This is a genomic window from Amycolatopsis regifaucium (assembly GCF_001613935.1).
Lineage (GTDB): Bacteria > Actinomycetota > Actinomycetes > Mycobacteriales > Pseudonocardiaceae > Amycolatopsis > Amycolatopsis regifaucium.
This window is the reverse complement of sequence record NZ_LQCI01000034.1, coordinates 732,645-746,441: the sequence shown is the minus strand read 5'-3', so window position 1 is coordinate 746,441 and position 13,797 is coordinate 732,645. Positions and strand designations below refer to the sequence as shown.

The window sequence follows — 13,797 nt, the reverse complement described above, 5'->3', positions numbered from 1 at the left end:
TGTTACTTGCCTCCCTGTACGGACGACATCGTCGCCTGCACCGACGGGGTGATCGTGTCGAGCACCGGCTTGGGATAGAAGCCGAGCGCGATGATCAGCACGACCATCGGCGCCAGGATCGCGATCTCCCTGCCGCCGAGGTCTTTGATGACCTTGGTCGCCCCGAGTTCGGGAGCGATCGCCGTGCCGGGCCCGCCACCGGCGCCGATCAGGGCGTCACCGCGGACGGGGCCCTGCATGACGCGCTGGTAGAGCCAGAGCACGTACGCCGCGGCCAGCACCATGCCGACCGTCGCGATGATCGTGTACACCGGGTAGTCCACAAAGGACCCCAGCAGCACCAGGAACTCACTGATGAAGGAGTTGGTGCCGGGCAGGGACAAAGTGGACAGACCGGCGATGAGCAGCATGCCGCCGAGCAGCGGGGTCACCTTCGCCATGCCGCCGTAGTCCGAGATCCTGGTGGATCCGCCGCGCATCACGATCAGGCCGACCACCACGATCAGCATGCCGGTGGCGAGGCTGTGGTTGAGCATGTACGACACCGAGCCGACCATCGCCTGCTCGTTGAAGGTGAAGATGCCCAGCGCGATGAAGCCGAAGTGGGCGATCGACACGTAGGCGATGAAGCGCTTCATGTCACGCTGCCCCGCCGCGAGGATCGAGCCGTAAAGGACACCCGCGACGGCGAGCACCAGCACCCACGGCGCGAGTTCCTTGCTGGCCTCCGGGAACATCGGGAGGCAGTAGCGCAGGAACCCGAACGTGCCGACCTTGTCCAGCACACCGACCAGCAGCACCGCGACGCCGATGGGCGCCTGGCCCGCGGCGTCCGGCAGCCAGGTGTGGAACGGCACCAACGGGGCCTTGATCGCGAAGGCGAGGAAGAACCCGAGGAACAGCCAGATCTGGGTGCCCGTCGGGGCGTCGCGGACGACGGTGACGAGGGTTTCCCAGTCGAAGGTGCCCTTGCCGAGTTCGTCCGACGCCATCGAGTACGCCCCGATGGCCGAGGCCAGCATGATCAGGCCGCCGAGGAACGAGTAGAGGAAGAACTTGACCGCCGCGTACTGCCGGTTCGCGCCGCCGTAGCCGCCGATGAGGAAGTACATCGGGATCAGCATGATCTCGAACAGCACGTAGAACAGGAAGACGTCGGTCGCGGCGAAGACGCCGATGGTGAGCGCTTCCTGCACCAGGATCAGCGAGAGGAATCCGCCCGCCGAGCGCCCGGCCGGGAGCTTGTCGGTCAGGCCGAGCGCGCCGACCACGATAGGCACCAGGAGCCCGATGACCGCGATCATCACCAGCGCGATGCCGTCGATGCCGAACGAGATGTGGATGCCGAAGTTGGGGATCCAGTCCATCGAGGACTTCTGCTGGATCCGGTCCCCCGAGGGCGTGTAGCTCGCCCACATCGGGATCACCAGCAGGAACGTCAGGAGCGACACCACGAGCGCGGTGAGCGTCGCCAGCCTGTCGTTCTTCTTCATCCCCGCGACGACCGCGGCGCCGACCAGCGGCAGCAGGATGGTTGCGAGTAGCCAGGTCATGAGAACCTCACCAGCAGGAGTGCCGCCAGAAGCAGGAATGTGCCGCCCAGCATGGACAGTGCGTACGAGCGGACGAAGCCGGTCTGCAGGCGGCGCAGGCGCCCGGATCCGCCGCCGAGTGCGGCGGCGAGGCCGTTGACCGCGCCGTCGACCCCGCGGTTGTCCACGTAGACCAGCGCGCGGGCGAGCCAGGTACCCGGACGGGCGACCAGCGTCTCGTTCAAGGTGTTGCCGTAGAGGTCGTTGCGCGCGGCTTTGACCACGGCGGAGACCCGCTCGGGCCGTTCCACCGGAACGTCCTTGCGGCCGACGAAGAGCCAGGCGGCCACCGCGCCGAGTACGGAGAGCGCCACGGTGAGGACGGGGACCAGCGCGTGCGGGATGACGCTGTGGCCACCCTCTTCGAGCGGGCCGACCACCGGGGCGAGCCATTCGGCGAACCGGTCGCCGAGCGCGAAGAACGCACCGGCGCCGACCGAACCGACGGCGAGGATGATCATCGGCCACTTCATCACCGCGGGTGATTCGTGCGGGTGGAAGTCGCGGCCGTCGCTGGACTTGATCTCCTTCCAGCGTTCCTTGCCGAAGAAGGTCATCACCATCAGGCGCGTCATGTAGAACGCGGTGAGCCCGGCGCCGAGCAGTGCCGCGCCGCCCATCACCCAGCCGCGCCAGCCGCCCTGGGACAGCGCCGCTTCGATGATCGCGTCCTTGGTGAAGAAGCCGGACAGCGGCGGGATGCCGATCAGGGCGAGGTAGCCGAGCGCGAAGGTCCAGAAGGTGACCGGCAGGTGCTTGCGCAGCCCGCCGTACTTCCGCATGTCGACCTCGTCGTTCATGGCGTGCATGACCGAACCGGCCCCGAGGAACAGCCCGGCCTTGAAGAAACCGTGCGCCACCAGGTGCATGATGCCGAGCGCGTAGGCGATCGGCCCGAGGCCGACGGCGAGCATCATGTAGCCGATCTGGCTGACCGTGGAGTACGCCAGGACCTTCTTGATGTCGTCGTAGGCGCAACCGATGATGCACCCGATCAACAGCGTGACCGTACCGACGAGGGTGACGATCAGCCTGCCGTCCGGGGTGGCGTTGAAGATCTCGTGCGCGCGGGCGACCAGGTAGACGCCGGCGGTGACCATCGTCGCCGCGTGGATGAGGGCCGAGACCGGGGTCGGGCCCTCCATCGCGTCCGGAAGCCAGGCCTGCAGCGGGAACTGACCGGACTTACCGCAGGCGCCCAGCAGGAGCAGGATCGCGATCGCGGTGATCGCGCCGGCCGGGATCTTGTCGATCGCGCCGAAGACCTCGGCGTAACCGGTACTCCCGACGTACTTGAACATCAGGAAGATCGCCAGCGCGAGCCCGACGTCACCGACGCGGTTCATCAGGAACGCCTTCTTCGCCGCGGTGGCCGCGGACGGGCGGTCCTGGTACCAGCCGATGAGCAGGTACGACGCGAGACCCACGCCCTCCCAGCCGAGGTACAGCGTCACGAAGCTGTTGCCCAGCACCAGGATCAGCATCGAGGCGACGAACAGGTTGAGGTAGGCGAAGAACCGCGACCGGTCGCGGTCCTCGGCCATGTAGCCGATCGAGTAGAAGTGGATCAGCATGCCGACGCCGGTGATCAGCAGCACGAACGTCAGCGAAAGCGCGTCGATCCGGAGCCCGAAGTCGACCTGCAGCGCCGAAACCGGGATCCACGAGTACAGCTTGACGTCCGCGACGTTCTTCGTGTCGGCCGTGAAGAAGAGGATCAGGCCGTACACAAAGGACAGTGAGACGGTCGCACTGCCGAGGAGGTGTCCCCAGCCCCTGGCCCGTTTACCGGCCAGCAGGAGAATAAGGGCGCCGAGGGCAGGGAAGGCCACCAGCAGCCACGATGATGCGGTCAACTCCGTGCTCCCTTAGTACTTCAGCAGGTTGGTGTCGTCGACCGAGGCCGAGCGCCGGGTGCGGAAGATCGCCATGATGATCGCCAGCCCCACCACGACCTCGGCGGCGGCGACGACCATCACGAAGAACGCCATCACCTGTCCGTCGAGCGACCCGTTGATCCGGGCGAACGTGACCAGGGACAGGTTCGCCGCGTTCAGCATCAGCTCGATGCACATGAAGACGACGATCGCGTTGCGGCGCACCAGCACCCCGACCGCGCCGATGGTGAACAGCAGCGCGGACAGGAGCAGGTAGTACGTCGGGGTCATTCCTTCTCCCCTTCAGATTTCCCTACGAGCGCGTGGGCGTCCGGGCCTTCGTCGGTTCCGGCGACCTGCTTGCGTTCGTCTTCCAGCCGCGAGGCCGAAGTCGACTCGATGATGTCCGAGAGCGACTCCGGCGCGATCGAGCCGTCCGGCAGCAGCGCCGGGGTGGCGATCGAGTTGGCGGTGGCGAAGACACCCGGGCCGGGCAGCGGTGAAGGCCGGTCGTGCTTGCCGGTGAACCGGTCGATGACGAGTTCCTTCTGCGACTTCTTGCCGCCCTTGGCGTGCCGGTCGGTGAAGGCGAGCACCATCGCGCCGAGCGCGGCGGTGATCAGCAGCGCCGACGTGAGCTCGAACGGGAACAGGTACTTGGTGAAGATGAGCCGCCCCAGCCCGCCGGGGCCACCGCCGTCGAGGTTCGCCGGGTTCAGCGGCATCGCCGGGGTGACGTTGGCCAGCGAACGGGCGAGACCCGCCGCGAGCAGCCCGCCGACCCCGATGCCGAGCAGGGTCGCCATGACCCGCTGCCCGCGCAGTACTTCGACGACCGAGTCCGAACTCTCCCGGCCGACCAGCATCAGCACGAACAGGAACAGCATCATGATCGCGCCGGTGTAGACGATGATCTGCGTGAAGCCGAGGAACGGCGCCTGCTGGATCATGTACAGCGCGCCGAGGCACAGCATCGTGAGGACCAGCCACAGCGCCGAGTGCACGGCGTTGCGGGAGAAGATCATGCCCAGCCCGCCGAGCAGCGCGAGCGGACCGAGCACCCAGAACGCGATGGTCTCGCCGGTGGTGATCCCGGCTGAAACGTCCGTCTGGGCGAGGAAAGCCGTGATCACTGGACGGCCTCCGCTTCGGTGGCTCCGCTGGGCTGCTTGCGCGCGAGCTCGGGACCGTTGACGTAGTAGTCCTGCTCGTTGTCGCCCAGCCGCATCGGGTGCGGCGGCTGCTCCATGCCGGGCAGCAGCGGCGCGAGGAGGTCTTCCTTGGTGTAGATCAGCCGCTGCCGGTCGTCGTCGGCCAGCTCGTAGAAGTTGATCATCGTCAGCGACCGGGTCGGGCAGGCCTCGACGCACAACCCGCAGCCGATGCAGCGCAGGTAGTTGATCTGGTAGTCGGCGCCGTACCGCTCACCGGGCGAGAAACGCGCCTCTTCGGTGTTGTCGCCGCCTTCGACGAAGATCGCGTCCGCCGGACAGGCCCACGCGCACAGCTCGCAGCCGACGCATTTCTCCAGTCCGTCCGGATGCCGGTTGAGCTGATGCCTGCCGTGGTAGCGCGGGGCGGCGGGGGCGCCCGCCTCCGGGTACTCCTCGGTGGCGACCTTCTTGAACATCATCCCGAAGGTGACACCGAAACCCTTGATGGGATCAAACATCCCCATCGCCGGCCTCCCTTCCACTGGAAACCGCCGCGGGCTTGCGCTTGGCCGCCCGGGCTTCGGCCTTCGCGATGGCCTTCTGACGCGGAGTCTTCTCCGGAACCTGCAGGTCGAGCGGCGGTACCGGGAACCCGCCACCGGTCACCGGGACGTAGTCGTCGTCCGGGACCTTCTTGTCCGGCAGCAGCAGGCTCAGGATGACGACGACGAGAATGAGCGCGCCGCCGCCGATGAGGATCTGCGGGGTGCTCAGCCCACCCGAGTTCTTGATCGCGCGGACCGTGACGATCACGACGATCCAGACCAGGTTGACCGGCACCAGGACCTTCCAGCCCAGCCGCATGAACTGGTCGTACCGCAGCCGGGGCAGCGTGCCGCGCAGCCAGATGAAGCCGAACAGCAGCATGAACAGCTTGGTGGAGAACCAGATCAGCGGGAGCCAGCCCTGGTTGAGGGCGTGGTCGGCGCCGACGAACGGGAACTTCCAGCCACCGAGGAACAACGTCGTCGCGAACGCCGAAACGATCACCATGTTGACGTACTCGGCGAGGAAGAACATCGCGAACTTCATCGAGCTGTACTCGGTGTGGAAACCGCCGACCAGCTCGGATTCGGCCTCGGGGAGGTCGAACGGCGCGCGGTTGGTCTCACCGACCATGGAGATCAGGTAGATCACGAAACTCGGCAGGAGCAGGTAGAAGTACCAGCCACTCTGCTGCGACTCGACGATCGCCGACGTCGACATCGAACCCGCGTAGAGGATGACGCCCACAATGGACAGACCCATCGCGATCTCGTAGGAGATCACCTGAGCCGCGCTTCGCAGGCCACCGAGGAGCGGGTACGGGGAACCGGACGACCAGCCGGCCAGCACGAGGCCGTACACGCCGATCGAGGAGCAGGCCAGGATCACCAGCACGCCGACCGGCAGGTCGACCAGCTGGAGCACCGTCCGCTCGCCGAAGATCGAGACCACCGGGCCGAACGGAATCGCGGCCAGCGCGATCAGCGCCGGCACCGCGGAGATCACCGGCGCGAGGAAGTACACCTTGCGGTCGGCGGTGTCCGGGATGATCTGTTCCTTGAACGGCAGCTTGATCGCGTCCGCGAGGGACTGCAGGTAGCCGCCGGGACCGACGCGGTTCGGGCCGGGACGGTTCTGCATCCGGCCGACGGCCTTGCGCTCCCAGACGATCAGGAAGATCGTCAGGATCGGGCCGATCAGCAGGATGACGACCGTCTTGAGCAGGACCAGCCACAACGGGTCGTCGGCCAGCAGCGCCGCCCGCTCGGCGGCGTCCGGCATCTGGCTGAACAACGGAGTCACTTCTCACCTCCGGTGAGGTTGACGGTGGAGCCGTGCCCCGCGCCCAGGGAGGCGCGGACGGCCGAGCCGTCGGAGTTGCCCGGGAGCCACACGACGCCGTCCGGCAGGTCAGCGACCTCGATCGGCAGCGTGATGGAGCCGCGTTCGGTGGAGACCTTCACGGTCTTGCCCAGACCTTCGGCGGTCTTCGCCGACAGCTTGGCGACGACCTCGCGCTGCGTGCCCTTGAGGTGCGGCTCGTCGTCCTGCAGCGAACCGTTGTCGATCAGCTGGCGCCAGGTGGCGAGGAGGACCTGGCCGTTGGCGGGCTCCGGACGTGCGATGAAAGCGTCCTTCATTGCGAAATCTGCAATGAAAGCGTCCTTCATCTCACGCGCGGGGAGCTTCGCCAGATCGGCGGCAGCGGCGGCCGGGGTCTGGGTGAACAGGTCGGCGTCCATCTCGACGGCGAGGGTGTCGAGCACCCGGCAGTCCGGCAGGGCGCCGGTGCCTTCGAGGGTGATCGCGAACTCGCGGCGGCGGCCTTCCCAGTTCAGGTAGCTGCCCGCCTTCTCGACCGAGGGGGCGATCGGGAGGACGACGTCCGCGTGCTCGGTGACCGCGCTGTGCCGCAGTTCCAGGCTCACCACGAACTTCGCGTTCACGAGTGCCCGCAACGCCAGGCCGGGGTCCGGCAGGTCGTCCGGCTCGACGCCGCCGACCAGCAGGCCGTCGAGGCCGTTCTCGGCGGCCGCCTTGAGGATGGCGGTGGTGTCGCGGCCCTCCGTGGCGGGAAGCGTGACGCCCCAAGCCTTTTCGACCTCGGCGCGAGCCGAGGCATCGGTGACCGGACGGCCACCGGGCAGCAACGTCGGCGCCGCGCCCGCCGCCAGGGCACCGCGCTCACCCGCACGACGCGGGATCCACGCGAGCCGGGCGCCGGTGCGCTCCACCAGCCGGTGCAGGGCCGAGAACAGGCCGGGGACCTCGGCGGCACGCTCGCCGACCAGGATCACCGAGCCTTCGGCGATGAGCGCCTGGTCGACGTCCTGCGCGTGCTGCGCGATGCCGTCGATCGCGGCGGCCTCGGCACCCGGCGCGCAGGCCAGCAGCTCACCGAAGGTCTTGCGGACCGACGAAGTGGTCCACTGTCCCAAGTGGACAACGCGCGTGCGGTTCTTGCGGGCCGCCTTGCGCAGCCGCAGGAACACGATCGGCGCCTCGTCCTCGGGCTCGAAGGCGACGCACAGTACCGTGCGCGCCCGCTCGATCTCGCCGAACGTGACGCCGCTTTCCGGCGTCGTCCCGACCACGTGGGCGGCGAGGAAGTTCAGTTCCTCGGCCGAGTGCGGGCGCGCCCGGAAGTCGATGTCGTTGGTGCCCAAGGCGATCCGCGCGAACTTCGAGTACGCGTAGGCGTCCTCGACGGTCAGGCGGCCACCGGTCAGCACCGCGGCGCCCTTGCCGTCACGCGCCTTGGCCAGCCCCGTCGCGGCCGCGCGCAGCGCGTCGGTCCAGGAGGCTTCTTCCAGCACGCCGTCGGCGTTGCGGACCAGCGGACGGCGGATGCGGTCCTCGGCCGTGGCGTAACGGAACGCGAAGCGGCCCTTGTCGCAGATCCACTCTTCGTTGACCTCGGGGTCGTCGCCCGCGAGCTTCCGCATGACCTTGCCACGGCGGAAGTCGGTCCGCTCGGCGCAGCCGGACGAACAGTGCTCGCACACGCTCGGCGCGGACACCAGGTCGAACGGCCGCGACCGGAACCGGTACGCGGCCGAGGTCAGCGCGCCGACCGGGCAGATCTGGATGACGTTGCCGGAGAAGTAGGACTGGAACGGCTGCCCCGACGTCGTCCGGGAAGCGAGGTCCAGCACGTCCGCGGTCTCGGCGGTGCCGATCTGCTGGTGCGCGCCGCGTTCGAGCAGCTCGATGAACGGGTCACCGGCGATCTCGCGGGAGAACCGGGTGCAGCGCTGGCAGAGCACGCACCGTTCGCGGTCCAGCAGCACCTGGGAGGAGATCGGCAGCGGCTTCGGGAACGTCCGCTTCGTGTCGACGAAGCGGGAGTCCGCGCGGCCGTGCGCGAGCGCCTGGTTCTGCAGCGGGCATTCGCCGCCCTTGTCGCAGACCGGGCAGTCCAGCGGGTGGTTGATGAGCAGCAGCTCCATCACACCCTGCTGGGCCTTGTCCGCGACGGCCGAGGTCAGCTGGGTCTTCACGACCATGCCGTCGGCGACCGTCATCGTGCACGAGGCCTGCGGCTTCGGCATCGGACGGCCACCCATTTCGACCTCGACCAGGCACTGGCGGCAGGCGCCCGCCGGGTCGAGCAGCGGGTGGTCGCAGAAGCGCGGGATGACCGTGCCGAGCCGTTCGGCGGTGCGGATCAGCAGCTCGCCCTTGGGCGCGATGACCGTTTCACCGTCGATGACCAGCTTGACGTGGCCCTCGGGAACCGGGGTCTCTTCGACCTCGGTCCCGGGCTTGTCGGGTGCGATCGTCATGCCTGCGCCCCCACCAATTCGCGCTTGTTTGCCTGACACAGTGCGAGGAATTCCTCGCGGAAGTACTTGATCCCGCTCTGGATCGGCGAGACCGCGCCGTCACCGAGGGCGCAGAACGAGCGGCCGAGGATGTTGTCGCAGACGTCGAGCAGGGTGTCGATGTCCTCCTCGGTGCCCTTGCCCTCGACCATGCGCTCCAGGATCTGCGCGAGCCAGTAGGTGCCCTCACGGCACGGCGTGCACTTGCCGCAGGACTCGTGTTCGTAGAACTGCGTCCACTTCATCACGGCCCACGGCACGGAAACGGTCTCGTTGAAGACCTGCACGGCCGTCGTGCCCAGCATCGACCCGGCTTCCGCCGCGCCTTCGAAGTCCAGCGGAACATCGAGATGCTCCGCGGTGAACATCGGCGTGGACGAACCACCCGGCGTCCAGAACTTCAGCGGGATGCCGTCCTTCATGCCGCCGGCCATGTCGAGCAGTTCGCGCAGCGTGGTGCCGAGCGGGCATTCGTACTGGCCGGGCTTCTCGACGTGGCCGGAGATCGAGTAGATCTTCGGGCCGGGCGACTTCTCGCGGCCCATCTGGCGGAACCAGTCGGAGCCGCCGTTGACGATGTACGGCGCGCTGGCGATGGTCTCGACGTTGTTGACCGTGGTCGGCGCGGCGTAGAGACCCGCGGCCGCCGGGAACGGCGGCTTGAGCCGCGGCTGACCGCGACGGCCTTCCAGCGAGTCCAGCAGCGCCGTCTCCTCGCCGCAGATGTACGCCCCGGCGCCCGCGTGCACGGTGATGTCGAGGTCGAATCCGGAGTCGAGGATGTTCTTGCCGAGGTAGCCCGCTTCGTACGCCTCGCGCACGGCCGCGTTGAGACGGCGGATGCAGTGCAGCGCCTCACCGCGGACGTAGATGAAGCAGTGGTGTGAACGCATCGCGTACGAGGCGATGATGCAGCCCTCGATCAGCGAGTGCGGATCCGCCATCATCAGCGGGATGTCCTTGCAGGTACCCGGCTCGCCCTCGTCGGCGTTGATGACGAGGTAGTGCGGCTTGTCCTCGTTCGGCGGCATGAAGGACCACTTGATGCCGGCCGGGAAGCCCGCGCCGCCCCGGCCGCGCAGACCGGAGTCCTTGACCAGCTGGACGAGCTGCTCGGGCGTGCCCTTGAGGGCCTTGCGGATCGCGGTGTAGCCCTCGAGTGCTTCGTAGGACTGGATCGTCCAGGAGTTGGGCGAAAGCCAGCGCTTCGTGAGGACCGGAGTGATGGGATCGGCCATTACTTCTTCTCCACTTCGGGGAGCGGAACGTCCTTCATCGCGGGCGCGGTCCAGCCGCGGTCCTGCGCGACCTGCGCGCCACGCAGGGTTTCGACGGCCTGCGAAGGACCGTCGACGTCCGTGCGGTACTGCTGCGCGTCCTCCGGGAAGAACCCGGCCAGCTGCAGTTCGGCGCCCTTGAAGTTCGTCAGCGGTGCGCCGCGCGTCGGAGCGGGCTTCTTGCCCGCCTGCAACGCGTCGACCAGCGCGACGGCCTTGTCCTCGGTCTGGTTGTCGAAGTACTCGTAGTTGACCTGGATGACCGGGGCGAGGTCACAGGCCGCGAGACATTCGGCGTGCTCGAGCGTGATCGAGCCCGGTTCGTTCGGCGTCCCCGCGGTCTCGTTGTGCCCCAACGGCTTTTCCTCGGAGCCGAGGTGCGTCTGGAGCCTCTTGTAGATCGCGTCGCCGCCCAAGGCCGCGCAGAGCGTGTTCGTGCACACACTGACCAAGTGCTCGCCGCACGGGCGGCGCTTGTACATGGTGTAGAACGTCGCGACCGCGCTGACCTCGGCGTCGGACAGGTCGAGCTGCGAGGCGCAGAAGGCGATGCCCTCCTGGCTCACGTAACCCTGCACCGACTGCACCAGGTGCAGCAGCGGCAGCAGGGCCGACCGCGACTGCGGGTACCGCGAGATCAGGTTCCGCGCCTTGGCGTAGGTGTCGGCGTCGAAGATGTCTTCGAGCTTCGTGTTCTCCAGGATCCCTTCCGCCTGGGCGGAATCCGGCGCGATCGCGATCACGTCGACGTCACCGCCGGCGGCGATGTGGGTCTGCTCGGCCAGGCTGGTGCCGGGCTCGGGCGTCGGTGTCGTTCCGGGCTGGGTGCTCAACGGTCCACTCCCCCCATGACGGGGTCGATCGAGGCGATGGCGGCGATGACGTCCGCCACCAGGCCGCCTTCGGCCATCGCGGGCATCGACTGCAGGTTCACGAAACTCGGTTCGCGCACGTGGACCCGCAGCGGCCTGGTGCCGCCGTCGGACACCAGATGCGCGCCGAGTTCACCGCGCGGCGACTCGACCGGCACGTACGCCTGACCCGCCGGAACCTTGAAGCCTTCGGTGACCAGCTTGAAGTGGTGGATCAGCGATTCCATCGACTGGCCCATGATCTTGCGGACGTGCTCGAGCGAGTTGCCCATGCCGTCGCTGCCGATCGAGAGTTGCGCCGGCCAGGCGACCTTCTTGTCCTCGACCATGACCGGGCCCGGCTCGAGCTTCTTGAGGCACTGCTTGATGATCCGCAGGCTCTGGTGCATCTCCTCGACGCGGATCAGGTAGCGCGCCCAGCAGTCGGCGTCGGTCGAGGTCGGGATGTCGAACTCGAACTCGTCGTAGCGAGAGTAAGGCTCGGTCTTGCGCAGGTCCCACGGGAGACCGGCGCTGCGCAGCACCGGCCCGGTGACGCCCAGCGCGAGGCAGGCGTCCACCGGCAGGTAGCCGACGCCCTTGAGCCGGTTGCGCCAGATCGGCTGACCGGTGAAGAGCTTGTCGTACAAGGGAAGCCGCTCGTCCATCGTCTTGACGAACGCGCTGACAACTTCTTGGTAGTCGGCGGGCATGTCCTGAGCGAGGCCGCCGGGGCGGATGAACGCGTGGTTCATCCGAAGCCCGGTGAGGTGCTCCAGCAGGTGCAGGACCTCTTCGCGCTCACGGAACCCGAGCGTCATCGCGGTGGTGGCGCCGAGTTCCATCCCGCCGGTGGCGATGTAGACCAGGTGCGAGCCGATGCGGTTGATCTCCATCAGCATCACGCGCAGCAGTTCGGCGCGGCGCGGGGCCTGGATGCCCAGAAGGCGCTCGACGGTGAGGCAGTAGGTCATTTCGGTGAACAGCGGCGCGAGGTAGTCCATGCGCGTCACGAAGGTGACGCCCTGGGTCCACGTGCGGTACTCGCAGTTTTTTTCGATCCCGGTGTGCAGGTAACCGATGACCGAGCGGAGCTGCGTGACGGTCTCGCCCTCCATCTCCAGCACGAGCCGGAGCACACCGTGCGTCGACGGGTGCTGCGGGCCCATGTTGATGACCATGCGCTCGTCGTGGCGGGAGTCCTCGATGAGGTCTTCCCAGTCACCGCCGGAGACGGTGTAGACGCGGCCTTCGGTGGTCTCGCGGGAGTCGGCGTAGTCGACGTCGTCCGTGCTGTCGGAGCCCTGGGGTCCCGTGGCGGTGCCCGTCGTGACGTCGGAGAGGTTTTCGGTGCTCACGAGTACGACCTCCGCTGATCCGGCGGCGGGATCTCCGCGCCCTTGTATTCGACGGGGATCCCGCCGAGCGGGTAGTCCTTGCGCTGGGGGTGGCCGTCCCAGTCGTCCGGCATGAGGATGCGGGTCAGCGCCGGGTGGCCGTCGTAGACGATGCCGAACATGTCCCAGGCTTCCCGCTCCTGCCAGTCGGCGGTCGGGTAGACCCCGACCAGCGACGGGACATGCGGGTCTTCGATGTCGAGGGTGACTTCGAGCCGGATGCGGCGGCGGTAGGTCATCGACGTGAAGTGGTAGACCGAGTGCAGCCGCTGCGGGACGTCGACGCCGTAGTCCACGCCGGAGACGGAGCTGAGCAGTTCGAAGCGGAGACCGGTGTCGTCGCGCAGGACCTCGGCGATCTCGACGAGATGCTCGCGGGCGACGTAGAAGGTGATTTCACCGCGGTCGACCGTGGTCTGCAGGATCGCGTTCGCCGGAATCTTGTTGTCCGCCAAGGCCGCGTAGAACTCGTCGGCGAACTCGTCGAACCAGCCGCCGTACGGGCGCTCCGCCGGGGGCGGGCTGTACGCGGGGAGGCGGACGCCGCCGTAGCCGGAGGTGTCGCCGGTGCCGCGCACGCCGAACATGCCCTGGCGCTCTTTACCGGTGACGACCGGTTCGGCCGGGCGGGCGCCTTGCGGTTCGAGACCGCCTTCGGGCCGGTCGGCGCTGGACTGCTCGCCACCGGTCTCCGGGGTCTCTTCGGGGGTGTTGTCTTCAGGCACGTCGCTCACTTCTTCGCGTACTTGATCGAGGAGGCGATCAGCTCGGTGCGCTCACCGCTGGCGGCGCGGATCGCGGCCCGGCGCGCGTTGATCGGCTCGTCCTGGATCTTGGCGTGCAGCTTCAGGATCGCGTCGAGCAGCATCTCGGGCCGGGGCGGGCAGCCGGGGAGGTACATGTCGACCGGGACGATGTGGTCGACACCCTGCACCACGGCGTAGTTGTTGAACATCCCGCCGGACGAGGCGCAGACGCCCATCGCCAGCACCCACTTGGGCTCGGCCATCTGGTCGTAGATCTGGCGGAGCACCGGCGCCATCTTCTGCGTGACGCGGCCGGCGACGATCATCAGATCCGCCTGGCGCGGCGTCGCGCTGAAGCGCTCCATGCCGAACCGGGCGATGTCGTAGCGGGAACCGCCGACGGTCATCATCTCGATCGCGCAGCAGGCGAGGCCGAAGGTGGCGGGCCACATCGAGTTCTTGCGGGCCCAGTTCACCAGGCCTTCGAGACTGGCCAGCAGGATGCCGTTGGGGAGTTTTTCTTCGAGGCCCAT

At 67.8% G+C, this 13,797-nt stretch carries 12 protein-coding genes; all 12 read right to left on the bottom strand.

All coding sequences use genetic code 11. The annotated features are described in order from the left end of the window. Positions 1 to 2 precede the first annotated feature (2 nt). From AVL48_RS27430 to AVL48_RS27375, 12 genes are read right to left on the bottom strand one after another with little or no spacing between them, the layout of a single operon-like run. A complete protein-coding gene (locus AVL48_RS27430) occupies positions 3 to 1,553 on the bottom strand; it encodes an NADH-quinone oxidoreductase subunit M (protein ID WP_061980056.1) in 1,551 nt (516 codons plus the stop codon). Then, entirely contained in the window at positions 1,550 to 3,448 is a 1,899-nt protein-coding gene (gene nuoL / locus AVL48_RS27425) for an NADH-quinone oxidoreductase subunit L (protein ID WP_061980058.1), read from the bottom strand. Before nuoL ends, AVL48_RS27430 begins: the two co-directional genes overlap by 4 nt. Before the next feature lie 12 nt (positions 3,449 to 3,460). After that, positions 3,461 to 3,760, bottom strand: a complete 300-nt coding sequence (gene nuoK / locus AVL48_RS27420) for an NADH-quinone oxidoreductase subunit NuoK (protein ID WP_061980060.1) — start codon at positions 3,758 to 3,760, stop codon at positions 3,461 to 3,463. Beyond that, complete coding sequence (locus tag AVL48_RS27415) at positions 3,757 to 4,602, bottom strand: NADH-quinone oxidoreductase subunit J (protein ID WP_061980062.1); 846 nt, start codon at positions 4,600 to 4,602, stop codon at positions 3,757 to 3,759. Before AVL48_RS27415 ends, nuoK begins: the two co-directional genes overlap by 4 nt. Continuing rightward, a complete protein-coding gene (gene nuoI, locus AVL48_RS27410) occupies positions 4,599 to 5,147 on the bottom strand; it encodes an NADH-quinone oxidoreductase subunit NuoI (RefSeq protein ID WP_061980064.1) in 549 nt (182 codons plus the stop codon). Before nuoI ends, AVL48_RS27415 begins: the two co-directional genes overlap by 4 nt. Then, on the bottom strand, positions 5,134 to 6,471 hold the full coding sequence (gene nuoH, locus AVL48_RS27405) for an NADH-quinone oxidoreductase subunit NuoH (protein ID WP_061980066.1): 1,338 nt from the start codon (positions 6,469 to 6,471) through the stop codon (positions 5,134 to 5,136). Before nuoH ends, nuoI begins: the two co-directional genes overlap by 14 nt. Beyond that, positions 6,468 to 8,954: an NADH-quinone oxidoreductase subunit G gene (locus tag AVL48_RS27400; protein WP_061980068.1), complete on the bottom strand. Its 2,487-nt coding sequence runs from the start codon at positions 8,952 to 8,954 to the stop codon at positions 6,468 to 6,470. Before AVL48_RS27400 ends, nuoH begins: the two co-directional genes overlap by 4 nt. Beyond that, positions 8,951 to 10,231 carry an NADH-quinone oxidoreductase subunit NuoF gene (nuoF, locus tag AVL48_RS27395; RefSeq protein ID WP_061980070.1) on the bottom strand — a complete coding sequence of 427 codons (1,281 nt, stop codon included), beginning with the start codon at positions 10,229 to 10,231 and terminating at the stop codon, positions 8,951 to 8,953. The genes AVL48_RS27400 and nuoF overlap by 4 nt, the downstream gene beginning before the upstream one ends. Further along, the gene (gene nuoE, locus AVL48_RS27390) at positions 10,231 to 11,103 is read right to left on the bottom strand and encodes an NADH-quinone oxidoreductase subunit NuoE (protein ID WP_061980072.1); all 873 of its coding nucleotides are present in this window, start codon (positions 11,101 to 11,103) and stop codon (positions 10,231 to 10,233) included. Before nuoE ends, nuoF begins: the two co-directional genes overlap by 1 nt. Beyond that, positions 11,100 to 12,479 carry an NADH-quinone oxidoreductase subunit D gene (locus AVL48_RS27385; RefSeq protein WP_061980074.1) on the bottom strand — a complete coding sequence of 460 codons (1,380 nt, stop codon included), beginning with the start codon at positions 12,477 to 12,479 and terminating at the stop codon, positions 11,100 to 11,102. The genes nuoE and AVL48_RS27385 overlap by 4 nt, the downstream gene beginning before the upstream one ends. After that, positions 12,476 to 13,243, bottom strand: coding sequence for an NADH-quinone oxidoreductase subunit C (locus tag AVL48_RS27380; RefSeq protein WP_061980581.1), 768 nt, complete (start codon positions 13,241 to 13,243; stop codon positions 12,476 to 12,478). The genes AVL48_RS27385 and AVL48_RS27380 overlap by 4 nt, the downstream gene beginning before the upstream one ends. A 5-nt stretch (positions 13,244 to 13,248) precedes the next feature. Next, positions 13,249 to 13,797, bottom strand: coding sequence for a NuoB/complex I 20 kDa subunit family protein (locus tag AVL48_RS27375; RefSeq protein WP_005151847.1), 549 nt, complete (start codon positions 13,795 to 13,797; stop codon positions 13,249 to 13,251).